We start from the raw sequence: 22,432 nt of genomic DNA, 5'->3' as shown, positions 1-22,432 counted from the left end.
CGCTCAGCCCAGCAGGCCGGCGCTGCGCAAAGCGTCTTCCACCACTTTTTCATTGGCGGATTGCAGCGGCGTCATGGGCAGGCGCATCGCGCCGCCGCACAGGCCCATGCGCGCCATCGCCCACTTGACGGGGATGGGATTGGCCTCGACGAACAGCTGCTTGTGCACCGGCATCAGCTCGCGCTGGATGGCCATTGCGCCCCTGGCATCGCCGGCCACGGCCGCGACGCAAAGCTCGTGCATCAGCCGCGGCGCAATGTTGGCCGTCACGCTGATATTGCCCTGGCCGCCGCACATCATTAGGGCCACAGCGGTGGGATCGTCGCCGGAATAGACGGCGAAGCCCTTGGGAACATCGCGCACCAGCCATTGGGCCCGCTCGATGTTGCCGGTGGCTTCCTTGATGCCGATGATGCCGGGCACCTGGGCCAGCCGCAGCACGGTGTCATGCAGCATGTCCGCGACGGTGCGGCCGGGCACGTTGTACAACACGATGGGCAGGTCGCCGGTGGCCTCGGCGATCGCCTTGAAGTGCTGGTACTGGCCTTCTTGCGTCGGCTTGTTGTAGTAGGGCACGACCTGCAGCTGGCAGTCGGCGCCGACCTTCCTGGCGAACTTGGCCAGCTCGATCGCCTCGGCGGTGGAGTTGGCGCCGCAGCCGGCCATGATGGGCACGCGCTTGTTGGCCTGCTCGACCGACACGCGGATGATTTCCTGGTGTTCCTGCACGCTGACGGTGGGCGACTCGCCGGTGGTGCCGACCACGCCGATGCAGTCGGTGCCTTCGGCGATGTGCCAGTCGATCAGCTTGCGCAGGGTGGGGTAGTCGACGCTGCCGTCGTCGTGCATCGGCGTCACGAGCGCCACGATGCTGCCTGTAATCGGTGTCATGTCCGGGTTTGGTCGGGGAAACGCCAATTCTACCTAGAGCCGGTGGCGCGGCCGGGGTTCCTCCGGACCGGGCCGGACGGCGGCGATCCGCTGCACGAAGCGCTCGGGCGCTTCCAGGAAGCCGTCCTCGTAGGCCACCACGCGCAGGCCGGCGCAGGCGGCCAGCAATTCGCCCGGCTGCAAGAGGAAGTCCGGGCGCGAGGGCTTGCCCACGGTCTCGTTGCCGGCGGCGAAGGTTTCATAGAGCAGGACGCCGCCCGGCGCCACGCTGGCGACGATGGTGGGCAGCAGGGCGCGCCACAGGTAGTTGGTCACGACCACACCGCCGAACTCCTCACCGGCAAAAGGCCAGGGCCCGTCCTCGATGTCGGCGCGCACGGCGCGGCCTAGGCCTGCTACGGAATCGATAGCGTCCTGCGACCGGTCCACGCCGGCTACGGCATGGTTTTGTTGAGAAAACCAGCGCATGTGGCGGCCCGCGCCGCAGGCGACGTCCAGCACCGTGGCGCCGACAGGCACGAGGTGGGACCAGCGCTGGACCCAGGCGGAAGGGGTTTGGGTACCGTGCATGAAAGCTTTCAATGGGGTTTGACGCCGTCCTTGAGCGCGGACAGCGCCATCTTCTCCACCAGGCCCGGCGCGATGAGCTTGACGAAGCGGCCCAGCCTGCCCTTGGCCGTCATCACCACCTCGCGTTGGCGTTTGTCCATGCCGTCGATGATGAGCCTGGCGCATTCCTCCACGCTCATGGCATCCTCTTCCTTCAGGCCGCTGGAGCCGGCCGCCACGCCCTGGGCGTTCAGGCCGCGGTAGCGGATCTGGGTGGCGACCACACCAGGGTAGGCGGTGGTGACGCTGACCCCGGCACCCTTGAGTTCGGCGCGCAGGGCCTCGAAGAAGCCGGTCATGGCGAACTTGCTGGCGCTGTAGGCGGTGCGGCCGGGCACGCCGACCAGGCCGGCCAGCGAGGAGACGGCGACGATGCGGCCCCTGGACTGCTTCAGATAAGGCAGGGCCGCATGGGTGGCCCAGACGGCGCCCCAGAGGTTGATGCGCATCAGGTCCTCGTACCAGTGCAGGTCGCCGGGCTGGACGTCGGCGAACAGGGCCTGGGCCGAGACGCCAGCGTTGTTGACCAGCAGGTCGATGCCGCCGAAGTGCTGCAAGGCGATGTCGACCAACCGCCGGCACTCCGGCTCCTGGGACAGGTCAGCGGCAAAGGTCTGGACCTGCGCCCCCTGGGCCTGGCACTGCGTGGCGACGGCGTCGAGCTTGGCCTGGTTGCGGCCGGCCAGCATGAGGCTGGCCTGGGACTTGTGGCTGGCCGCGAGCTGGCGCGCCATTTCGGCGCCGATCCCGTCGGAGGCGCCCGTGATGATGAAGATAGGCATAAAACTCCTGGATCCCTGCGCCCGCGGGGATGACGGCCCTTCGGCCGTCAGTTGAAGCAGGCCCAGAGCTGGTCGGCGAGTGTGACCATGATCTGCGGCTGCGTGTACAGGGCAAACACTGCCAGCAGGGCGGCGGTGGCGCCGCCCCAGGCCAGCAGGGTGCGCGTGCGCCGCTTCACTCAGGCGCCTTGCGGCAGCGGCCGCGCGATCGGGGCCTCGCGCACCGGCAGGTTCACCAGGGCGGCGAAGATGCCCAGAGCGATGGCGATGTACCAGACGATGTCGTAGCTGCCGGTGCGGTCGTACAGGTAGCCGCCCAGCCAGACGCCCAGGAAGGAGCCGATCTGGTGGCTGAAGAAGACGAAGCCACCCAGCATGGACAAGTGGGCCACGCCGAAGATCTGCGCCACCGTGGCGTTGGTGGGCGGCACGGTGGACAGCCACAGCAGGCCCATCACGCTGGCAAAGACATAGACCGACAGCGGGCTCAAAGGCGCCCACAGGAAGACGGCGATGGCGATCGCCCGGCCCAGGTAGATGGCCGCCAGGATCTTGCGCTTGGCCAGCTTCTGGCCCAGGGTGCCGGCAATGTAGGTGCCGAAGACGTTGAACAGGCCAATCAGCGCCAGCGCGTAGCTGGCGACCTGGGGCGACAGGCCCTTGTCCTTCAGGTAGCTGGGCATGTGGACGCCGATGAAGACCACCTGGAAGCCACAGACGAAGTAGCCGGCCATCAGCAGCTGGAAGCTGGGGTGCTTGAAGGCTTCGCGCAGGGCCTGCAGGATGGACTGTTCGCGCACCGGCGCAGCGCCACCGGCAAAACCCGGCTCGCGCAGGCCGATGGCCAGGGGCGCGATCAGCAGCACCACCAGGCTCAGGGTCAGCAGAGCCTGTTGCCAGCCGAAGCCGCTGATCAGAAAGCCTTCCACCGGCACCATCAGGAACTGGCCGAAAGAGCCGGCCGCGGCTGCCACTCCCATCGCCCAGGAGCGCTTGGCCGGGTCGATCTGCCGGCCGATCACGCCGTAGACCACGGCATAGGTGGTGCCGGCCTGGGCTGCGCCCAGCAGCACGCCGGCCGTCAGGGTGAAGGTGAAGGGGGTGGGGGCCAGGGCCATGCCGGCTAGGCCGGCCCCATAAAAGAGGCAGCCGCCGACCAGCACGCGGAAGGCGCCGAAACGGTCGGCCAGCATGCCGGCGAAGACGCCAAACACGCCCCATGACAGGTTCTGGATGGCCAGGGCGAAGGAAAAGGTCTCGCGGGTCCAGCCCTGGGCCTGGGTGATCGGCAGCAGCCACAGGCCGAAGCCGTGGCGGATGCCCATGGACAGGGTGACGATGGCGGCGCCGCAGGCGAGGACCTGGGCCATGGACAGCTTGCGGGAAGATTGCATCGGGCGACTGTAGCGAAAGCCCGCGCCGCTTGCGCGCCGCCCCGGCGACAACCCTGTTGAAAGTTTTCGGGCGGATTGATGACCGCCAGGCATGAAAGGTGGGTCGGTGGTCGGTCCGACGGAAAGCCTGTATGCTTGTCCAGTATCTAAACCGGACGCGCCACTACAATCGCCCCTCCCATGGCCAGCAAACCCACACCCGAGTATTCCGAGGGCTCCATCCGCGTGCTCAAGGGCCTGGAGCCCGTCAAGCAGCGGCCGGGCATGTACACCCGCACCGACAACACCCTGCATGTGCTGCAGGAGGTGTTGGACAACGCCGCGGACGAGGCGCTGGCCGGCCACGGCAAGCGCATCAAGGTCACGCTGCACACCGACGGCTCCAGCAGCATCGAGGACGACGGCCGCGGCATCCCCTATGGCCTGCACCCGGAAGAAAAGGCCCCGGTGATCGAGCTGGTGTTCACCCGCTTGCACGCCGGCGGCAAGTTCGACAAGGGCAAGGGCGGGGCCTACAGTTTCTCCGGCGGCCTGCACGGCGTCGGCGTCTCCGTCACCAATGCCCTGGCCAAGCGGCTGGAGGCGGTGACCCACCGCGACGGCATGGTCGCCCGCCTGGTCTTCGAGGGCGGCGACGTCACCGAGTCGCTGCAGCTGCGCAAGGCTGCCGAGGGCGACCGCCGCCAGGGCACCTCGGTGCGGTTCTGGCCCGACCCGAAGTACTTCGAGTCGACCCAGCTGCCGATGGCCGAACTGGCCCACCTGCTGCGCAGCAAGGCGGTGCTCATGCCCGGCGTCACCGTCTCCCTGGTCAACGAGAAGACCAAGGAGACGCAAAGCTGGCAGTACAAGGGCGGCCTGCGCGACTACCTGATGCAGACCCTCAACGGCGAGCCTGTCATCCCCCTGTTCGAGGGCGAGGGCTTTGCCGACAGCAACGACAACTTCGCCGAAGGCGAGGGCGCCCAGTGGTGCGTGGCCTTCACCGAAGACGGCCAGCCGGTGCGCGAGAGCTACGTCAACCTGATCCCCACCAGCGCCGGCGGCACCCACGAGTCCGGCCTGCGCGACGGCCTGTTCAACGCCGTCAAGAGTTTCATCGAGCTGCATTCGCTGCTGCCCAAGGGCGTCAAGCTGATGCCCGAAGACGTGTTCGCGCGCGCTTCCTATGTGTTGTCCGCCAAGGTGCTGGACCCGCAGTTCCAGGGCCAGATCAAGGAGCGCCTCAATTCGCGCGACGCCGTGCGCCTGGTCTCGACCTTCGTGCGCCCGGCGCTGGAGCTGTGGCTCAACCAGCATGTGGAATACGGCCGCAAGCTGGCCGAGCTGGCCATCAAGGCGGCGCAGAGCCGGCAAAAGGCCGGCCAGAAGGTGGAAAAGCGCAAGGGCTCGGGCGTGGCCGTGCTGCCGGGCAAGCTGACCGACTGCGAAAGCAAGGACATCCGCCACAACGAGGTCTTCCTGGTCGAGGGCGACTCGGCCGGTGGCAGCGCCAAGATGGGCCGCGACAAGGAATGCCAGGCCATCCTGCCGCTGCGCGGCAAGGTGCTCAACACCTGGGAGGTCGAGCGCGACCGCCTGTTCGCCAACACCGAAATCCACGACATCGCGGTGGCCATCGGGGTCGACCCGCACGGGCCCAACGACACGCCCGACCTGTCGGGCCTGCGTTACGGCAAGGTCTGCATCCTGTCGGACGCCGACGTCGACGGCTCGCACATCCAGGTGCTGCTGCTGACGCTGTTCTTCCGCCACTTCCCCAAGCTGATCGACGCCGGCAACGTGTTCATCGCGCGGCCGCCGCTGTTTCGCGTCGATGCGCCGGCACGCGGCAAGAAGCCGGCCTCCAAGGCTTATGCGCTGGACGAGGGCGAGCTCATCGCCATCCTGGACAAGCTGCGCAAGGAAGGCGTGGCCGAGGGCAAGTGGAGCATCAGCCGCTTCAAGGGCCTGGGCGAGATGAACGCCGAGCAGCTGTGGGAGACCACGCTCAACCCTGACACCCGCCGCCTGCTGCCGGTGCACCTGGGGCAGAGCGACTTCGCCGCCACCGAGAGCCTGATCACCAAGCTGATGGGCAAGGGCGAGGCCGCCGCCCGGCGCGAGCTGATGGAACTGCACGGCGACGCCGTGGATGTGGACATCTGAAATGACAGCCGACGCCCCCGCCGTGTCAGCGCAGCGCGTGCGTCCGCGGGTGCGGCTGCGCCCGACCATGACCAGCGACCTGGAGTTCGTGCTGTCGCTGGAGCAGGACGAGGCCAACCTGCCTTTCATCACGCCCTGGGAGCGCACCCAGCATGAAGCCGCGGTGCGCTTCCCCGATTTTCGCCACTTCATCATCGAGGCCGGCGAGGGCCTGGAGGCGGCCGGCTTTCTGATCCTGATCGGCTGCCGCAGCCGCCACCAGTCGCTGGAACTCAAGCGCATGGTGGTCAAGGCCAAGGGCGCAGGCCATGGCCGCGCCGCCCTGCGGGTGGCCAAGAAAGTGGCATTTGACGACCTGGGCGCACACCGCTTCTGGCTGGACGTGAAGACCCGCAACGCCCGCGCCAAGGCCTTCTACGACAGCGAGGGCTTTGTCGTCGAAGGCCTGCTGCGCGAATCGGTGCGCACGGCAGATGGCTTCGAGTCGCTGATCGTCATGTCCATGCTGCAAAGCGAGTTCGCCGCGCGCCGTGCACAAGGCCTGGAGATGGCGGCATGAAGGCCTGCCTGCGTCCGCTGTGGGCCCTGGCCCTGGCGTTCGCGCTGGCGCCGGCGGCGCGGGCCGAGGTCTGGGGCTATGTCGACGCCAGGGGTCTGGCGCATTTCGCCGCCGAGAAGCTCGACGCGCGCTACGAGCTGTTCTTCCGCGGCGGCGAAAGCTTCGACACCGCCAGGGGCCTGCGTTCCGCCACGCCGCGCTCGGTGAGCGTGCCGACGGCGGCGCCCCGGCTGATCGCGTTTTTTGAGGTCTCGCCCAGCTACAAGCAGGTCAAGCACCACCTGCGGGAAGCGTCGAACACCCACGGCATCGACTACGAGCTGCTGCAGGCGCTGATCGCCACCGAGTCGGGCTTCGACGCCGGCGCCGTCTCGCCCAAGGGCGCGGTGGGCCTGATGCAGATCATGCCGGCCACGGCCGCGCGCTACGGCGTTGCCGCCGATCCCAAGACGACGGTGGAAATGAAGCTGGCCGACCCGCGCACCAACATCCGCACCGGCGCGCGCTACCTGGACTACCTGCTCAAGCTCTTTCCAGGCAACCTGGAACTGGCGCTGGCCGCCTACAACGCCGGGGAGGGCGCAGTGCAGCGCGCCGGCAACCGCGTTCCCAACTACCGCGAGACGCAGAACTACGTGCAGACGGTGCTGCAGCTGTATGCCATGCTCAAGCCGCCGGCCGCCCTGAGCGCGCCGCAGCGCGTGCGAATGGAAATGTCCGCGCCGCAGCGTGTGCAGGTGGGAATGTCCGTGCCCGGCGGCGCCATCGGCCGCGGCAATCTGCCTGCTGGCGCCGTCGCCGTGCCCGCGTTGGCCGCCGCAGCCAACCCATTCAGCTCCCCGCAGTGAGTGAGCCCGCCGGTCAACGCGATGCCGTTGCTCCCACCATCGCCGGGGAGGGCGCATGACCCTGGCCGATCCCACTGCACTGGTGGTGCTGGGCGCTTTTGGCGGCGCCATGGTGCTGGTGGTCTGCCTGAGCGTGGTCATCGCTAACGCCTACCGCGAGCGGGCGCTGCTGCTGCACGCGGCGGCCACCATGATGGCCGTGCTGTGCCTGCAACTGCAGGTGGGCAGCCAGCCCTACATGGCCGAGTCCGCCTTTCTGCTGCTGCTGGGGCTGGCCGGCCTGCAGCTGCGTGACCTGGTCAACCACGCGGGCGCCCTGCGGCTGCCGCGCCGCTGGCTGGTCGGCGTCAGTGCCGTGCTGCTGCCGGCGCTGGCGATCGCCGTGGTGGTGGCCAAGATCAACCTGCTGCTGCCCGGCCTGGCCGCCTGGAGCGCGGTGGCCAGCGTGCTGATGCTGCGCGCCTGGCCGCAAAGCCAGCCCTGGGTCCGCTGGCTGACCGCCGGCCTGGTGCTGCTGGTGCTGGCTGGCGCCTGGATCGGCTGGGGCGGCCTCGACGTGGACCCCGAGCCCGTGCTGCCGCAGGCCGCGCTGCTGCCGCTGTGGTCGGCTGCCGTGTTCCTGGCCACCATCTGGCGCAGCCGCATCTTCAGCGAGACCCGGGTGCGGCTGGACGCCCGCACCACGGTCGACCCGCTGACCGGCCTGTCGACCCAGCTTGTCTTCAACGAGCGCGTGCTGGCCGCGCGCAGCCTGGTCAAGCGCTACGGCCATCCCAGCCTGCTGCTGCTGGTGCACATCGACAACCTGCCCGGCCTGGCCAGCGAGTTCGGGCCCGAGGTCGCGGAGTCGGCCGTGCTGGTGGCGGCCAGCCGCATCCGCCAGGCCATGGGCGACGGCGACGTGGCGGCGCGTCTGTCGCATTCGCGCATCGCGGTGCTGGCCGAGGGCGTGGCCCCGGCCGAGGGCGCTTCCAACCTCGCCAGCCGCATCCTGGTGGCGGGCCTGAAGGAGCCGGTGCCGATGGCGCCGACCGAGTTTCTGCAGTTTCGCATCGTGCTGGCCCCGGTGCCGGCGGCCGACATGTCGGCCAAGTCCATCCTGCAGCGCCTGGGCGTGCGCATGGACGAACAGCTTTTCCATCCCTCCGAACGCCGCATCCACACCCTGGCTGCGGACGAACTGCGGGCCTAGTCCCTTACTTTTTCCGCCTGCATCCCATGGAGCAAGACCTCATCCCCCTGTCCAGCGGCGACGACAGCGAGCTCGACCTCGCCTCGTACGCCCAGCGCGCCTACCTGGAGTACGCGCTCAGCGTGGTCAAGGGCCGCGCACTGCCCGACGTCTGCGACGGCCAGAAGCCCGTGCAGCGGCGCATCCTGTACTCGATGTCCCGCATGGGCCTGGGTTTTGGCGGCCCCAACGGCGCCACCGGCGCCAAGCCGGTCAAGAGCGCCCGCGTGGTGGGCGACGTGCTGGGCCGCTTCCACCCGCATGGCGACCAGGCTGCCTACGACGCGCTGGTGCGCATGGCACAGGACTTCAGCCAGCGCTATCCGCTGATCGATGGCCAGGGCAATTTCGGCAGCCGCGACGGCGACGGCGCGGCCGCCATGCGCTACACCGAGGCCCGGCTGTCGCGCATCACCAGCCTGCTGCTCGACGAGATCGACGAAGGCACGGTGGACTTCATCCCCAACTACGACGGCAGCACCCAGGAGCCGCGCCAGCTGCCGGCGCGCCTGCCCTTTGCCCTGCTCAATGGCGCCAGCGGCATCGCCGTCGGCCTGGCCACCGAGATCCCCAGCCACAACCTGGCCGAGATCGCGGCGGCCTGCGTGGCCCTGGTCAAGACACCCAAGCTCAGTGACGAAGAACTGCTGGCCCTGGTGCCCGGTCCCGACTACCCCGGCGGCGGCCAGATCATCAGCAGCCCGACCGATATCGCCGAGGCCTACCGCACGGGGCGCGGGTCCCTGAAGGTGCGGGCGCGCTGGAAGATCGAGGAACTGGCACGCGGCCAGTGGCAGCTGGTGGTCAACGAACTGCCACCGGGCGTCAGTTCGCAGCGCGTGCTCGAGGAGATCGAGGAGCTGACCAATCCCAAGGTCAAGGCCGGCAAGAAGGCCCTCAGCCAGGACCAGGTGCAACTCAAGCAGAGCGTGCTGGCGGTGGTCGACGCGGTGCGCGACGAGTCCAGCAAGGACGCCGCCGTGCGCCTGGTGTTCGAGCCCAAGACCAGCCGCATCGAGCAGTCCGAGCTGATCACCACGCTGCTGGCCCACACCAGCCTGGAGACCTCGGCACCCATCAACCTGACGATGGTGGGCCTGGACGGCCGGCCGACCCAGAAGTCGCTGCGCCAGATGCTGGAGGAATGGATCGCCTTTCGCCAGCAGACCATCGAGAAGCGCTCGCGGCACCGCCTGGACAAGGTGCTGGACCGCATCCACATCCTCGAGGGCCGGCAGCTGGTGCTGCTCAACATCGACGAGGTGATCGCCATCATCCGCGGCGCCGACGAGCCCAAGGCGGCGCTGATCGCACGCTTCACGCTCAGCGAGCGCCAGGCCGACGACATCCTGGACATCCGGCTGCGGCAGCTGGCGCGGCTCGAAGCCATCAAGATCGAGCAGGAGCTCAAGGAACTGCGCGAGGAGCAAAAGAAGCTCGACGAAATCCTGGGCAGCCCGGCGGCCCTGCGCCGCCTGATGGTCAAGGAGATCGAGGCCGACGCCAAGCTGTTTGCCGACGCCCGCCGCACCCTGATCCAGGCCGACAAGCGCGCCACTGCCGAGATCAAGGTGGTCGACGAGCCGGTCACCGTGGTGGTCTCGCAAAAGGGCTGGGTGCGCGCCCGCCAGGGCCACGGCCACGACGCGGCCAGCTTCGCCTTCAAGGCCGGCGACGGCCTGTACGGCGCCTACGAATGCCGCACCGTGGACACGCTGCTGGCCTTCGGCAGCAATGGCCGGGTCTACACCGTGGCGGTGTCGCTGCTGCCCGGGGCGCGCGGCGACGGCCAGCCCGTCACCACCTTCATCGACCTGGAGGCCGGCACGCACCTGCTGCACTACTTTGCCGGCGCCAGCAACGCCTGGCTGCTGCTCAGCGGCTCGGGCGGCTATGGTTTCCTGGCGACGGTGGAAAACATGCTGTCGCGCCAGAAGGCCGGCAAGGCCTTCATCAGCCTTGGCGCGGACGAGACGGTGTGCCGGCCTTCACCGGCCAACCTGCCTGCGCCCGCGGGCGTGGAGGCAAGCGGCCTGTACACGCCGGCCACCCATGTGGCCTGTGTGTCGGCCAGCCGACGGGTGCTGACGTTCGAGATCGGCGAGCTCAAGGCCATGGCCAGTGGCGGCCGCGGCCTGATGCTGATGGACCTGGACGCCAAGGACAGCCTGGCCGGCGCCGCGGCTTACACCCGCAACGTGCGCATCACGGGCGTGTTCCGTGACAAGGAGCGCGAGGAAGTGCTGGAAATTCGCTCCCTGAACAACGCCAAGGGAGCGCGCGGCCGCAAGGGCAAGGACGGCAGCTTTACCTTCAAGCCAGTGACCGTCGAGCGCATGGAATAGCCGGGCACTGGCCCGGCTCTTATGGCCTAGTACTTGATGTCGCGGGCTTCCTGGCGGCCGCCCTGCTTGGTTTCGCGCTTGTCCTGGCGGCATGCCGCATTGCTCTTGTTGTTGGCCTGTCGGCAATCGATCTTTTCCGAACGCGCTTCCTGCTTGGTGTCCTGCCTGACATCGCGGCCGTCGCGGCGCTGGTTGGCCTGTTCGGTGGCCGCGGCCACAAACGGCAGGGCAGCCAGGCATGCTCCCATGAAGGCGGCGCGGATGAACTGTGTGTGCTTGCTGGTGGTCATTGGGAGTCCCTTCAGTTGAGATCAGAGTCTTTGTAGTACTTCGTGCCCTTGGCGGTGAGTTCCAGCGCCAGGCTGTTGCCGGTGACCTGGTAGAGCCAGACGCCCGGTGAGACGCTCACCGCGCCCTGGTAACTCGCACCCGTGTTGCCGCTCTTGGCCGATGCGGTGGCCTGGCCGCCGATCTCCCAGCCGGAATTGACGAACTTGTCCAGCGCCTGCTGGTTCTCGAACACCCACAGCAGCTGGAACTTCTTGATCCCGAAGCCCAGGCCCGCCTGGAGTTCGGCCATCTTCATGTAGGTGACGGCCTTGGTCTTGTTGTTGACCGCCGTGCCCTTGCCGGTGCCGCTGCCGGCGACCAGGATCTTCATGCCGAAGTTGCTGAAGGAGGCGTAGCCGGCGGACGATTCGACCGCCTTGCGCGCGCTGGGCTGCACCTTGTAGACGGCGGCCAGGGCGTCGCTGGCGGCCTTGCGGACCTCGGCGCGTTCCTTTTCCTTGTCATCGGCGGCAAGGACGAGGCTGGGGACTGCCGCCAGAACTCCGGCGGCAACAAGGGTGGCACGGCGCTTCATGGAAACTCCTGACGCCCACAGGGGCGAAACGTCAGCTCAGTGTAGCCCTGCCAACAGTTCAAGCCCCCAGGGTTAGGGGCAGTGTGGACAAGCCCGCGCCTTAGCGGCGCATCAAGCGATCTGGGCGATCAGCTCGATCTCCACGCAGGCGCCCATGGGGATCTGCGCCACGCCAAAGGCGCTGCGCGCATGGGTGCCGGCCTCGCCGAAGACCTGGCCCAGCAGTTCGCTGGCGCCGTTGGTCACCAGGTGTTGCTCGGTGAAGTCGCCGGTCGAATTGACCAGGCTCATCAGCTTGACGATGCATGTGACCTTGTTGAGATCGCCCACGGCCGCATGCAGCGTGCCCAGCAGCTCGATGGCAACGGCGCGGGCCGCGGCCTTGCCTTCCTCGGTGGCCATGTTCTTGCCCAGCTGGCCGGTCCAGACCTTGCCGTCCTTGCGGGCGATATGGCCCGACAGGAAGACCAGGTTGCCGCTGCGAACAAAAGGCGCATAGGCGGCGGCCGGCGTGGCCACCGGCGGCAGGGTGATGCCCATGTCCTGCAGCTTGTCGTAAATGCTCATGGCGCTCTCCTTGAGAAGGTAAACAACCTCAAGCCCCCGTGAAATGGGCTTGAGCAGCTATCAAATACGTAGCGGACGGGCCGCCCGGAACCTCAGGCGATTGTAGGGGCGGGCGGCGCATCGACCGGCGTGACGGTGACGGCCACGTGCAGCTGGTGGCTGGCGCCGCCGTGGATCACGCCGCGCATGGGCGCGACGTCGGCGTAGTCGCGGCCTGTCGCAAGGGTCACGTAGTCTTCGCCGGCGAAGCGGTCGTTGGTGGGATCGAGGTCGGCCCATGCGCCTGCCGCGTCATCCTCGCCGAACGGCAGGTAGACCGAGACCCAGGCATGCGAGGCATCGCTGCCCACCAGGCGCGGCTGGCCGGGCGGCGGCGTGGTCAGCAGGTAGCCGCTGACATAGCGTGCCGGCAAGCCAAGGCTGCGCAGGCACCCCAGCATGACATGGGCAAAGTCCTGGCACACGCCCTTGCGCAGCGCCAGCGCCTCCAGCGCCGGCGTGCCCACGTCGGTCACCTCGGCCTCGTAATCGAAGTCGGCATGGATGCGCGCTGTGAGTTCGCGCGCTGCCTCCAGCAGGGGTCGGCCCGCAGCGAAGCTGGGGCGCGCATAGGCGATGAAGTCCTCGTGCCGCGGCACATAGGGCGAGCCGAAGATGAACTCGGCCGCCGGGTCCCAGGCCGCCTCACGGTGGTAGCGCATGCGCTCGCGCACCTCTTCCCAGGCCATGGCGCTCCCGGGCAGCGCGGGCGCCGCAGTCGAGACCACGCTGTCGGCCACCACCTTGAGTTCCTCATGGGCCGACTGCAGGCTGAAGAAGGAGCGGGTGTTGCCATACACGTCCACCGTCTCGCCGCGCTGGGCCGGCTCCGGGCTGATCGCCAGGCTGTGGCGCAGCACCTGCTGGCGGCGGTTGTGCGCCGGCCGCAGGTGGGCCATGTGCTGGGCGGTCTTGACCGTCGGCACGTAGTCGTAGACGGTTTCATGGACGACGTGCAGCAGCATGGTCAGGCTCCGACGCTGTAGCGCGCTTCGCCCGAGTGGGTGAAGTAACGCGCGCCCAGGTCGTCCGAGAGCTGCCAGGCGGCATCGGCGCATTGCTGCAGCATCTCCAGCAGCCGGCTGTAGCGGCCATCGGCATCGCGCTCGCACATGGCCTCCAGCGACCAGTCCTTGGGGTCAGGCACGGTCAGGGCAATTTCGGGTACCTCGCCGGGCGCGCTGCCGGCCAGCCGAGCCAGGCGGCCGCGCAGGGTCTGGGTGACCCAGCCCAGCGAGCGCGGGTTGTCGCGGTCGAGCACCAGCAGGTCCAGCAGGGCCGGGATGTCGCGCCGCTGCTGGTACTGGGCGTGGAAGGTGATGGTGCTGTCGAACAGCGCCACCAGCGCCTCGAAGCCGCCCTCGTCAAAGACCGCGCCGGTCTCGAAGCCGCTGGCCAGGGCCGAGGCCAGGAAGCCCAGGCGCTCCAGGTGGCGTCCGCTGGACAGCAGGCGCCAGCCGTCGTCGCGCGTCATGCGGTCGGTCTGGGCGCCGGTCATGGCGGCCGTGTGGACCGACAGCTGCTCGAGCACCCGCACCGCTTCCACCGGCGAGTAGTCGCCGTCCTCGGTGCACAGGACGCAGCCGCGCTGGAACTCCTGCTCGGCGCGGTTGATGATGTTCCACTGCTCCAGCGACAGGCGCTCGCGCACCGCCGAGGCCGCGTTGCGCAGCGCCGCCAGGTTGTAGCCCACGCTGGCGGCATCCTCTGTGTCGGCCAGGCCGGCGATCAGCGAACGTTCGAACACGCGGCGCGACTGCGTGGCCGGCGGTACCGCCGGCAGCACCAGCGCATGTTCTTCCGCCAGCTCGGACAGCCAGGCCAGCAGGGGCTGGGAGGACTGGTCCTCGCCGTTGAGGCTTTCCAGCACCAGCCGGGCCAGCCGCGTGCTGTTCTCGGTGCGTTCGGTGTAGCGGCCCAGCCAGAACAGGTTCTCGGCGGCGCGGCTGGTCACCGTGCGGCTGCGGCGCGCGCCTGCGGTGTCGCTGGGGTCCTGGCGCAGCAAGCTGGTTCGGTCGACCTCGCCCCGGGTCAGAACCCAGGTGTCGGCGCTGCTGCCGCCGCGTTGCATGGAGGCGATCTCCAGCGTCGTGCCGGCGATGCGGGTCAGGCCGCCGGGCAGCACGCGCCAGGACTGGGGGCCGTCGGCGACGGCAAAGACGCGCAGCATCATCGAGCGCGGCTGCAGCCGCTCGCGCTTCCAGGTGGGCATCTGCGACAGCGGCAGATAGGCCTGCACCGTGTGGTCATCGGCTTCGCGCGCGATGCGGCCGGCCCATTCGTCCAGCTCGCGGCGCGACAGCGACTTGCCCAGCACGGAGGCGGCGCCTGCGCCGGCGCCGGCCCAGGTGGGCTTGATCACGCTGGCCTGCAGCTGTGGCAGGGCCGCTTCCATCGCCGCGCGTTCGCCGCACCACCAGGTGGGCAGCGAAGGCAGCTGCAGTTCCTCGCCCAGCAGGTGCCGCGACAACGCCGGCAGGAACCCCAGCAGCGCGGTCGACTCCAGAAAGGCCGAGCCCGGCGCGTTGGCCACCAGCACGTTGCCGGCGCGGATGGCCTGCAGCAGGCCGGGCACGCCCAGGCGCGAGTCAGAGCGCAGCTCCAGCGGGTCGAGGAACTCGTCGTCCAGGCGCTTCAAGATGCCGTGCACCGGCTCCAGGCCCTGCAAGGTCTTGAGGTACAGGCGCTGGTCGCGCACCGTCAGGTCGCTGCCCTCGACCAGGGTCAGGCCCAGGTAGCGCGCCAGGTAGGCGTGCTCGAAGTAGGTCTCGTTGTAGGGGCCGGGTGTGAGCAGCACGATGCGCGCCTCGCCGCGCGCCGGGCTCATGGCACGCAGGCCGTCGAGCAGGGCGCGGTAGCAGCCCGCCAGCCGCTGCACCTTGAGGTCGCCGAAGGCCTCGGGGAACAGCCGCGAGATGATGAGGCGGTTCTCCAGCAGGTAGCCCAGGCCCGACGGCGCCTGCGTGCGCTGCGAGGCCACCCACCAGGCGCCCGAGGGGTCGCGCGCCAGATCGAAGGCGGCAATGTGCAGATGGGTGCCGCTGGCCGGTTTGACCCCGTGCATGGGCCGCAGGTAGCCCGGATGGCCGTGCACCAGGGCCGGTGGCAGCAAATTGGCCGCCAGCAGATGCTGCGGGCCGTAGACGTCGGCCATCACCCGGTCCAGCAGCTTGACCCGCTGCAGCACGCCGGTCTCGATCTGGCGCCAGCTCTCGGGCGTGACGATCAGCGGGAACAGGTCGAGCGACCAGGGCCGCTGCGGCCCGTTGGCATCGGCGTAGACGTTGTAGGTGACGCCGTTGTCGCGCACCTGGCGCGCCAGGTTGACGGTGCGCCGGTTCAGGTCCTGGAAGCCTTCGGGGCCCAGGTTCTCGAAAAAGCGGCTCCAGTGGGCGGTCGGTGCGCCATGGGCGGCGACGGTGCGCCCGCCATGGCCGGCAGCGGGCGCGGAGACGCCGCCGCGCAGCTCGTCCCAATGGCCGGCGGCGGCCGGTGGCGCCAGGGCTGCCACCAGGGCGGCAGGGCTTTCTTCGGCACCGGGGCCGAGCAGCGAGTCGTTGTTTGTTTTGTCCACTTGAAACAGGATTGTTGCATCCGCCGCCGCAGCCGGCCATGGCGCTGTTGCCGGGCCACGACGCGCAGGGTGGGCCGGCCCGGCCCGAAGGTGGTCCAAGGTCCACTACCGGCCGGCTGGGCGTGGCGCGACCATTGCGGCAACAGAGGAGTGGTCGCAGATGGGTTCAGGCGCCGCAAGGGGATCTTGCGCGCTGGCAGGGCTGCTGGCGCTGGCAGTGCCGTGGGCGCAGGCCCAGGGCATCTGGCTGACCGTGGCGGGCGACCCGGCGGACAAGGCGGTGGACACGGTGCAGGTCGATCCGATCCCGCTGGAAGTGCAAGACAACGCGCGCACCATGCGGGTGCGTGTCAGCCGAGCCAACCCACGCACCAGCTGGGACGGCGTGCCTTACCGCTCCTATGTGGCCGACGTGCTGTTCGATTGCGGCGCCAACACGGCGCGCTACCTGTCCATCAGCTACTACGCACTGCCGCACTGGCCCGGCCAGCCCTCGCGCACCATCAGCTACAGCGGCGGGGAGCCGCGCTGGATGGAGTTCCGCCAGATCGAGCCCAATCCCACCCAGCGCATCCTCAACGCGGCCTGCAACCGGCCGGGCCGTTGAATCTTCTGACTGGTGCCTCTCAAGCCTGAGGCGGTGAGCGCAGGTCCAGGGTGAAGGGGAACTCGCGGCTGCCCGGCACCTCGATGGTCGCCGGCGGCACCTGCAGCTTGCCCGGCGTGTGGCCCATGCGGAAGAAACGCGCCATGCGCCGGCTTTCCGCCTCGTAGGAGTTGACCGGAAAGCTGTCGTAGTTGCGCCCGCCGGGGTGGGCGACGTGGTACTGGCAGCCGCCGATCGAGCGGTTCATCCAGGTGTCGACGATGTCGAAGGTCAGCGGCACATGCACGTCGATCGAAGGGTGCAGGGCCGATGGCGGGTTCCAGGCCTTGTAGCGCACGCCGGCGACGAACTCGCCCATGGTGCCGGTGGGCTGCAGGGGCAGGGCGCGGCCATTGACGGTGACGACGTGGCGGCTCTCGTTCAGGCCGGTGACACGCACCTCGATGCGCTCGAGTGACGAATCGACATAGCGCACCGTGCCGCCGGCCGAGCCTTCCTCGCCCATCACGTGCCAGGGCTCCAGGGCGTTGCGCAGGGTCAGCTCGATGCCGCTGGACTGCACCTCGCCTACCAGCGGGAAGCGGAACTCGAAGTGCGGCGCGAACCAGGCGGTGTCGAAGGCGTAGCCGGCCTCGCGCATCTCGGCCAGCACATCGTTGAGGTCGGCCTTGATGAAGGCCGGCAGCAGCCAGCGGTCATGCAGCTGCGTGCCCCAGCGCGCCGCCGGTGCCCGGTAGGGCTGCTTCCAGAAGCGCGCCACCAGGGCGCGGATCAGCAATTGCTGGGCGATGCTCATGCGTGCATGCGGCGGCATCTCGAAGGCGCGCAGCTCCAGCAGGCCCAGCCGGCCGGTGGCCGAGTCGGGCGAGTACATCTTGTCGATGCAAAACTCGCTGCGGTGGGTGTTGCCGGTGACGTCCACCAGGATGTTGCGCAGGCTGCGGTCGACCAGCCAGGGTGGCATCTCCTCGCCATGGAGTTTGCGGCTGTGGCCGATCTCGCCCAGCGCGATCTCCAGCTCGTACAGCTGGTCGTTGCGCGCCTCGTCGACGCGCGGCGCCTGGCTGGTCGGGCCGACGAACATGCCGGAAAACAGGTAGGACAGGCTGGGGTGGTTGTGCCAGTACAGCAGCAGGCTGGCCAGCAGCTCGGGCTTGCGCAGGAAAGGCGAGTCCGCCGGCGTGGCGCCGCCCAGCACGAAGTGGTTGCCGCCGCCGGTGCCGGTGTGGCGGCCGTCGGTCATGAACTTTTCGGCCGACAGACGGGTCTCGAAGGCCGCGTTGTAGAGGAACTCCGTGTGTGCCACCAGTTCGCCCCAGCTCGCGGCCGGGTGGATGTTGACCTCGATCACGCCGGGGTCGGGCGTGACGGCCAGCAGCTTCAGGCGGGCGTCGCGCGGCGGCGGGTAGCCTTCCAGCACGATCTGCACGCCCAGCGCCTGGGCCGTGTCTTCCACCGCCGCCAGCAGCTGCAGATAGTCCTCCAGCTTTTCCAGCGGCGGCATGAAGATGTAGAGCACGCCGTACTTGTGGCCGGTGCGCTCGGCCTGCGGGCCATTGGCGCGGCGCGGGTCGCGCGCTTCCACGCACAGGGCGGTGCGGGTCAGCTCCAGGGCCGACTCGAAGCGCTCGGGCGCGGGCGCGAAGCCGGTGGTTTGCGTTGGCAGGCTCGTGTCGTTGCGCAGCTGCAGCGCCACCGGCGGCGGCAGCGTCTCGCGCTGCACCGAGGGGTCTTGCTCCACCATGTAGGGATAGTCGGCCTTGCTGACCCAGGGCAGGGCGTCCAGCGGCAGGCGCAGGCCCATGGGCGAATCGCCGGGGATCAGGTACATGCGGTCGTCGCGGAAGTACCAGGGGCCGGTGGACCACACTGCTCCGGCCAGCGCGGGGCTCTTCTTCGACGCGGGGTTCGCCTGCAGCGGCAGCACATAGCCCACCACCGCATCGAGCTTTTGCTCGAAGACGCGGCGCAGCCGCATGCGTTCCATCTCGTCGTCCAGCCGCGAGTCAAAGGGATCGACGTTGACCGGCAGCTTGCGCTCGCGCCACAGGTAGTAGAAGACATCCTCGTAGCCGGGCCGGATGAATTTGTCGCTGAGATTCAGGCGGCCAGCCAACGCGCGGATGAAGCGGCCGGCGTCGGCCTGCGTGTACTGCGAGGGCTTGCGTTCGTCGGCGAACAGGGCCGGGTTGCGCCAGACCGGCTGGCCGTCGGCGCGCCAGTAGATGTTGAGCGCCCAGCGCGGCAACTGCTCGCCGGGATACCACTTGCCCTGGCCGAAATGCAGGAAGCCGCCGTCGCCGTATTCGGCGCGCAGTTTCTGCACCAGCTCGGTGGCGTAGCCGCGCTTGGTCGGGCCCAGCGCGTCGGTGTTCCATTCCGCCGCGTCGCGGTCCTGGGTGGCGACGAAGGTCGGCTCGCCGCCCATGGTCAGGCGCACGTCGCCGGCTTGCAACTCGCGGTCCACCGCCTCGCCCAGCGCCAGCACCTTCTCCCACTGCTCCTCGGTGTAGGGCTTGGTCACGCGCGGCGACTCGTGGATGCGCGTGACCTCCATGTGGTGGCTGAACTCGACCTCGGCCTTTTCCATCACGCCTTCGACCGGCGCCGCGCCCGAGGGCTGGGGCGTGCAGGCCAGCGGGATATGGCCCTCGCCGGCCATCAGGCCCGAGGTCGGGTCCAGGCCGATCCAGCCGGCGCCCGGCAGGTAGACCTCGCACCAGGCGTGCAGGTCGGTGAAGTCCACCGTCGTGCCGCTGGGGCCGTCGAGCGACTTGACGTCGGGCACCAGCTGGATCAGGTAGCCCGAGACGAAGCGCGCCGCCAGGCCCATGTGGCGCAGCAACTGCACCAGCAGCCAGCCCGAGTCGCGGCAGGAGCCGCTGGCGTTGCCCAGCGTCTGTTCCGGCGTCTGCACGCCGGGCTCCATGCGGATCAGGTACTTGACGTCGCCCTGCACCTGCTGGTTCAGGCCGACCAGGAAGTCGATGGTGCGCTTCTTCTTGCGGTCGATCTTGGCCAGGTAGGCCTTGACAAGCGGCGTGGCCGGCTCGGCCGCCAGATAGGGCGCCAGCTCGGTGGCGACTTCGGGCGCGTACGTGAAGGGGAAATTCTCGGCCTCGGGCTCGAGGAAGAAGTCGAAGGGGTTGTAGACCGCCATCTCCACCACCAGGTCGACCGTGACCTTGAATTCACGGGTCTTTTCCGGGAAGACCAGGCGCGCCTGGTAGTTGGCGAAGGGGTCCTGCTGCCAGTTGACGAAATGGCCGGCCGGCTCGATGCGCAGCGAGTAAGAGATGACGTTGCTGCGGCAGTGCGGCGCCGGCCGCAGCCGGACGACTTGCGGCCCCAGCTGCACCAGGCGATCGTATTTGTAATGGGTGACGTGGTTCAGCGCAGCATGGATGGGCATGCGCAGCATGCTAGCAAGACTGGGGCCCGCGCAGTGGACTTCGACCCTGTCGGCAGCGCGGCGCCATGCTCCGTTGAGCAGGCGACATGGACAAAGACCACGGCCACCGGGGCGGGCGCTGGCTGCTGCCGGTGCTGCTGGGCGCGCTCGCCGGCCCGGCCTGGCAGCTGCAGCAGCCGCAGCTCTGGCCCGTCCTGGTCTACGCTGTATTTCTTGCTGTAGCCCCCGTCCTCTGGTCTTTTCTTGCTATCAATCGAGGAGCGCTCTGGTGGCGTGGCGTGCTGCTGGCGCTCTCTGCCGGCGCGCTGGCGTTCGGCGTCTGCGGGCTGCGCGCGGCGCACTTCGCTGCCCAGGCGCTGCCGCCGGCGCTGGAGGGCCGGGACATCGTGGTCACAGGCGTCGTTGCCGCGATGCCGCAGCGCAACGCCCTGGGGCTGCGCTTTCGCCTGCGCATCGCGTCCGCGCAACTGGCGGGCGCGCCGGTGCGCCTGCCGGCCCAGGCCATGCTGGGCTGGTACGGCGGGGATGCGGTGCCCGAACTGCGCGCCGGCGAGCGCTGGCAGATGACAGTGCGGCTGAAGGCGCCGCACGGCAACCTCAACCCGCATGGCTTCGACCATGAGTTGTGGCTGTGGGAGCAGGGCCTGCAGGCCACCGGCTATGTGCGTGCCGATGCAGCGCCGCAGCGCCTGGAGCAGACCTGGAAGCACCCGGTGGAGCGCTCCCGGCAGGCGGTGCGCGAGGCGATCTTCGCGCGCGTGGCGGATCGCCAGGCAGCCGGGGTGCTGGCGGCCCTGGTGGTGGGCGACCAGAACGCCATCGAGCGGGCCGACTGGGACGTCTTTCGCGCCACCGGCGTCGCCCATCTGATGAGCATTTCGGGCCTGCACGTGACCATGTTCGCCTGGGCCGCCGCCTGGCTGGTGGGCTCGCTGTGGCGGCGCAGCCGGCGCCTGTGCCTGGCCTGGCCGGCCCAGCACGCGGCGCTGGCCGGTGGCGTGCTGCTGGCCGCCGCGTATGCCCTGTTCAGCGGCTGGGGCGTGCCGGCCCAGCGCACGCTGTGGATGCTGGCGGCCGTGGCCCTGCTGCGCCTGGCCGGCCGGCGCTGGCCCTGGCCCCTGCTGTGGCTGCTGGCCGGCGCCGTGGTGGTCAGCATCGACCCCTGGGCCCTGTTGCAAGCCGGCTTCTGGCTCAGTTTCGTCGCCGTCGGCGTCCTGTTTGCTACAGATTCAGGAGCATCTCAGGTCCAGCAGACGGGAGCTGGAGGCCGATTTGTTGCATTTTTTCGGGAGCAGGCGGTGGTCACGCTGGCCTTGGCACCCCTGTCGCTGCTGCTGTTCGGCCAAGTCTCCATCGTGGGCCTGCTGGCCAATGCCGTCGCCATTCCCTGGGTGACCCTGTGCATCACGCCGCTGGCCCTGGCCGGCGCGCTGCTGCCGGCGGCCTGGGATCTGGCGGCCTGGGCGGTGCAGGCCCTGGCCGCCTTCCTGGCCTTGTTGGCGGCCTTGCCCTTTGCCAGTTACAGCGGTGCCGCGCCGCCGCTGTGGGCCGGCGCCGCCGGCGTGCTCGGTGGCCTGCTGCTGGCCATGCGCCTGCCCTGGGCCGCGCGCGTGCTGGGCCTGCCCCTGCTGCTGCCGGTGCTGCTCTGGCAGGCGCCGCGGCCGGCGCCCGGCGCCTTCGAACTGCTGGCGGCCGATGTCGGCCAGGGCAACGCCGTGCTCGTGCGCACCGCGGGCCACACCCTGGTCTACGACGCCGGCCCGCGCTACAGCGCAGAGAGCGACGCCGGCCACCGCGTGCTGGTGCCCTTGCTGCGGGCGATGGGCGAGCGGGTCGACCTGCTGGTGGTCAGTCACCGCGACAGCGACCACAGCGGGGGCGCGGCTGCCGTGCTGGCGATGCAGCCGCAGGCGGCGCTGGCCAGTTCCATCGAGGCCAGCCATGAACTGCAGGCCTTGCGGCCGGCCCGCCGCTGCCTGGCGGGCCAGCGCTGGCAATGGGACGGCGTGGATTTCATGTTCCTGCACCCGCAGGAGGCCGGCTATGGCGCCGGCGGCAAGGCCAACGGCCTGAGCTGCGTGCTGCGCATCGCCAACGCCCAGGCCAGCGCGCTGCTGGCCGGCGACATCGAGCAGCCGCAAGAGGCGCAGCTGCTTGCGGACCGTGCTGTGCTGCGCTCCGACTTCCTGCTGGTCCCCCATCACGGCAGCAAAACCTCCTCCAGCGAGGCCTTCCTGGACGCAGTGCAGCCGCGCTGGGCCCTGGTGCAGGCCGGCTACCGCAACCGCTTCGGCCATCCGGCGCCGGCGGTGGTGCAGCGCTATGCGCAACGCGGCATCGCGCTGGTCGCCTCGCCAGCTTGTGGCGCGGCGCGCTGGTCCTCGGAGCAGCCCGGGCGCCTGGCCTGCGAGCGTGAGGAGGCGCCGCGTTATTGGCGGCACCTGGGGGCCAATTTCGCGCCGACGGGCCGCCCCTAGGCGCGAACGCCCCCTCGGGGGGCAGCGAGCCACACGCAGTGAGCGAGCGTGGGGGCCACATTTACGGCCCGGATATTGCTATCC

At 69.3% G+C, this 22,432-nt stretch carries 18 protein-coding genes; 7 read left to right on the top strand and 11 right to left on the bottom strand.

Annotated elements, in window-relative coordinates; all coding sequences use genetic code 11:
• Nucleotides 1-3 precede the first annotated feature (3 nt).
• The 5 genes from dapA to Q0632_RS04780 are packed head-to-tail and all read right to left on the bottom strand — an operon-like array spanning nucleotide 4 to nucleotide 3,676.
• Nucleotides 4-891: a 4-hydroxy-tetrahydrodipicolinate synthase gene (gene dapA / locus Q0632_RS04800; RefSeq protein ID WP_298924939.1), complete on the bottom strand. Its 888-nt coding sequence runs from the start codon at nucleotides 889-891 to the stop codon at nucleotides 4-6.
• A gap of 33 nt (nucleotides 892-924) precedes the next feature.
• Nucleotides 925-1,461 (bottom strand): bifunctional 2-polyprenyl-6-hydroxyphenol methylase/3-demethylubiquinol 3-O-methyltransferase UbiG, encoded by a 537-nt coding sequence (locus Q0632_RS04795; RefSeq protein ID WP_298924935.1) that lies wholly within the window; start codon nucleotides 1,459-1,461, stop codon nucleotides 925-927.
• 8 nt (nucleotides 1,462-1,469) lie between these two features.
• The gene (locus Q0632_RS04790) at nucleotides 1,470-2,282 is read right to left on the bottom strand and encodes an SDR family oxidoreductase (protein ID WP_298924932.1); all 813 of its coding nucleotides are present in this window, start codon (nucleotides 2,280-2,282) and stop codon (nucleotides 1,470-1,472) included.
• A gap of 47 nt (nucleotides 2,283-2,329) precedes the next feature.
• On the bottom strand, nucleotides 2,330-2,461 hold the full coding sequence (locus tag Q0632_RS04785) for a hypothetical protein (protein ID WP_298925285.1): 132 nt from the start codon (nucleotides 2,459-2,461) through the stop codon (nucleotides 2,330-2,332).
• A complete protein-coding gene (locus Q0632_RS04780) occupies nucleotides 2,462-3,676 on the bottom strand; it encodes an MFS transporter (protein WP_298924929.1) in 1,215 nt (404 codons plus the stop codon).
• Nucleotides 3,677-3,856: 180 nt separating this feature from the next.
• Between Q0632_RS04780 and Q0632_RS04775 the strand changes: the two genes are divergently transcribed.
• From Q0632_RS04775 to parC, 5 genes are read left to right on the top strand one after another with little or no spacing between them, the layout of a single operon-like run.
• Nucleotides 3,857-5,824 (top strand): DNA topoisomerase IV subunit B, encoded by a 1,968-nt coding sequence (locus Q0632_RS04775; RefSeq protein WP_298924926.1) that lies wholly within the window; start codon nucleotides 3,857-3,859, stop codon nucleotides 5,822-5,824.
• A gap of 1 nt (nucleotide 5,825) precedes the next feature.
• On the top strand, nucleotides 5,826-6,383 hold the full coding sequence (locus Q0632_RS04770; protein ID WP_298924923.1) for a GNAT family protein: 558 nt from the start codon (nucleotides 5,826-5,828) through the stop codon (nucleotides 6,381-6,383).
• Nucleotides 6,380-7,231 carry a lytic transglycosylase domain-containing protein gene (locus Q0632_RS04765; protein ID WP_298924920.1) on the top strand — a complete coding sequence of 284 codons (852 nt, stop codon included), beginning with the start codon at nucleotides 6,380-6,382 and terminating at the stop codon, nucleotides 7,229-7,231. Before Q0632_RS04770 ends, Q0632_RS04765 begins: the two co-directional genes overlap by 4 nt.
• Nucleotides 7,232-7,286: 55 nt before the next feature.
• Nucleotides 7,287-8,423, top strand: a complete 1,137-nt coding sequence (locus Q0632_RS04760) for a diguanylate cyclase (protein ID WP_298924917.1) — start codon at nucleotides 7,287-7,289, stop codon at nucleotides 8,421-8,423.
• Between the two features lie 26 nt (nucleotides 8,424-8,449).
• Nucleotides 8,450-10,807 carry a DNA topoisomerase IV subunit A gene (parC, locus tag Q0632_RS04755; RefSeq protein ID WP_298924914.1) on the top strand — a complete coding sequence of 786 codons (2,358 nt, stop codon included), beginning with the start codon at nucleotides 8,450-8,452 and terminating at the stop codon, nucleotides 10,805-10,807.
• A 26-nt stretch (nucleotides 10,808-10,833) separates the two neighbouring features.
• Here the strand turns inward: parC and Q0632_RS04750 are convergent, their stop codons facing one another.
• The 5 genes from Q0632_RS04750 to Q0632_RS04730 all read right to left on the bottom strand — a co-directional run bounded on the left by Q0632_RS04750 (nucleotide 10,834) and on the right by Q0632_RS04730 (nucleotide 15,852).
• On the bottom strand, nucleotides 10,834-11,055 hold the full coding sequence (locus Q0632_RS04750; RefSeq protein WP_298925277.1) for a hypothetical protein: 222 nt from the start codon (nucleotides 11,053-11,055) through the stop codon (nucleotides 10,834-10,836).
• Between the two features lie 53 nt (nucleotides 11,056-11,108).
• Nucleotides 11,109-11,672, bottom strand: a complete 564-nt coding sequence (locus tag Q0632_RS04745; protein ID WP_298924912.1) for a hypothetical protein — start codon at nucleotides 11,670-11,672, stop codon at nucleotides 11,109-11,111.
• A gap of 111 nt (nucleotides 11,673-11,783) precedes the next feature.
• Nucleotides 11,784-12,239 carry a RidA family protein gene (locus Q0632_RS04740; RefSeq protein WP_298924909.1) on the bottom strand — a complete coding sequence of 152 codons (456 nt, stop codon included), beginning with the start codon at nucleotides 12,237-12,239 and terminating at the stop codon, nucleotides 11,784-11,786.
• A 92-nt stretch (nucleotides 12,240-12,331) separates the two neighbouring features.
• The gene (locus tag Q0632_RS04735; protein WP_298924906.1) at nucleotides 12,332-13,243 is read right to left on the bottom strand and encodes a transglutaminase family protein; all 912 of its coding nucleotides are present in this window, start codon (nucleotides 13,241-13,243) and stop codon (nucleotides 12,332-12,334) included.
• Between the two features lie 2 nt (nucleotides 13,244-13,245).
• Nucleotides 13,246-15,852: a circularly permuted type 2 ATP-grasp protein gene (locus Q0632_RS04730; RefSeq protein ID WP_298924903.1), complete on the bottom strand. Its 2,607-nt coding sequence runs from the start codon at nucleotides 15,850-15,852 to the stop codon at nucleotides 13,246-13,248.
• A gap of 160 nt (nucleotides 15,853-16,012) precedes the next feature.
• On the opposite strand from Q0632_RS04730, the gene Q0632_RS04725 reads away from it, so the two are divergent.
• Nucleotides 16,013-16,459: a surface-adhesin E family protein gene (locus tag Q0632_RS04725; RefSeq protein WP_298924901.1), complete on the top strand. Its 447-nt coding sequence runs from the start codon at nucleotides 16,013-16,015 to the stop codon at nucleotides 16,457-16,459.
• A gap of 19 nt (nucleotides 16,460-16,478) precedes the next feature.
• Here Q0632_RS04725 and Q0632_RS04720 read toward each other — a convergent pair whose 3' ends face one another.
• Nucleotides 16,479-19,871 (bottom strand): DUF2126 domain-containing protein, encoded by a 3,393-nt coding sequence (locus Q0632_RS04720; RefSeq protein WP_298924898.1) that lies wholly within the window; start codon nucleotides 19,869-19,871, stop codon nucleotides 16,479-16,481.
• Nucleotides 19,872-19,957: 86 nt separating this feature from the next.
• Between Q0632_RS04720 and Q0632_RS04715 the strand changes: the two genes are divergently transcribed.
• On the top strand, nucleotides 19,958-22,348 hold the full coding sequence (locus tag Q0632_RS04715) for a DNA internalization-related competence protein ComEC/Rec2 (protein ID WP_298924895.1): 2,391 nt from the start codon (nucleotides 19,958-19,960) through the stop codon (nucleotides 22,346-22,348).
• Nucleotides 22,349-22,432: the final 84 nt, after the last annotated feature.

It is taken from the genome of uncultured Ramlibacter sp. (assembly GCF_936925435.1).
Classification (GTDB): domain Bacteria; phylum Pseudomonadota; class Gammaproteobacteria; order Burkholderiales; family Burkholderiaceae_C; genus Ramlibacter.
Note: the sequence above shows the minus strand (reverse complement) of the source record. Positions and strands in the feature narration are given on the sequence as shown.

Excerpts from the sequence above, each read along its gene's own strand:
- dapA (WP_298924939.1), bottom strand. The coding sequence starts at position 891 with ATGACACCGATTACAGGCAGCATCGTGGCGCTCGTGACGCCGATGCAC.
- Q0632_RS04795 (WP_298924935.1), bottom strand. The coding sequence starts at position 1,461 with ATGCACGGTACCCAAACCCCTTCCGCCTGGGTCCAGCGCTGGTCCCAC.
- Q0632_RS04790 (WP_298924932.1), bottom strand. The coding sequence starts at position 2,282 with ATGCCTATCTTCATCATCACGGGCGCCTCCGACGGGATCGGCGCCGAA.
- Q0632_RS04780 (WP_298924929.1), bottom strand. The coding sequence starts at position 3,676 with ATGCAATCTTCCCGCAAGCTGTCCATGGCCCAGGTCCTCGCCTGCGGC.
- Q0632_RS04775 (WP_298924926.1), top strand. The coding sequence starts at position 3,857 with ATGGCCAGCAAACCCACACCCGAGTATTCCGAGGGCTCCATCCGCGTG.
- Q0632_RS04770 (WP_298924923.1), top strand. The coding sequence starts at position 5,826 with ATGACAGCCGACGCCCCCGCCGTGTCAGCGCAGCGCGTGCGTCCGCGG.
- Q0632_RS04765 (WP_298924920.1), top strand. The coding sequence starts at position 6,380 with ATGAAGGCCTGCCTGCGTCCGCTGTGGGCCCTGGCCCTGGCGTTCGCG.
- Q0632_RS04760 (WP_298924917.1), top strand. The coding sequence starts at position 7,287 with ATGACCCTGGCCGATCCCACTGCACTGGTGGTGCTGGGCGCTTTTGGC.
- parC (WP_298924914.1), top strand. The coding sequence starts at position 8,450 with ATGGAGCAAGACCTCATCCCCCTGTCCAGCGGCGACGACAGCGAGCTC.
- Q0632_RS04750 (WP_298925277.1), bottom strand. The coding sequence starts at position 11,055 with ATGGGAGCATGCCTGGCTGCCCTGCCGTTTGTGGCCGCGGCCACCGAA.
- Q0632_RS04745 (WP_298924912.1), bottom strand. The coding sequence starts at position 11,672 with ATGAAGCGCCGTGCCACCCTTGTTGCCGCCGGAGTTCTGGCGGCAGTC.
- Q0632_RS04740 (WP_298924909.1), bottom strand. The coding sequence starts at position 12,239 with ATGAGCATTTACGACAAGCTGCAGGACATGGGCATCACCCTGCCGCCG.
- Q0632_RS04735 (WP_298924906.1), bottom strand. The coding sequence starts at position 13,243 with ATGCTGCTGCACGTCGTCCATGAAACCGTCTACGACTACGTGCCGACG.
- Q0632_RS04725 (WP_298924901.1), top strand. The coding sequence starts at position 16,013 with ATGGGTTCAGGCGCCGCAAGGGGATCTTGCGCGCTGGCAGGGCTGCTG.
- Q0632_RS04720 (WP_298924898.1), bottom strand. The coding sequence starts at position 19,871 with ATGCCCATCCATGCTGCGCTGAACCACGTCACCCATTACAAATACGAT.
- Q0632_RS04715 (WP_298924895.1), top strand. The coding sequence starts at position 19,958 with ATGGACAAAGACCACGGCCACCGGGGCGGGCGCTGGCTGCTGCCGGTG.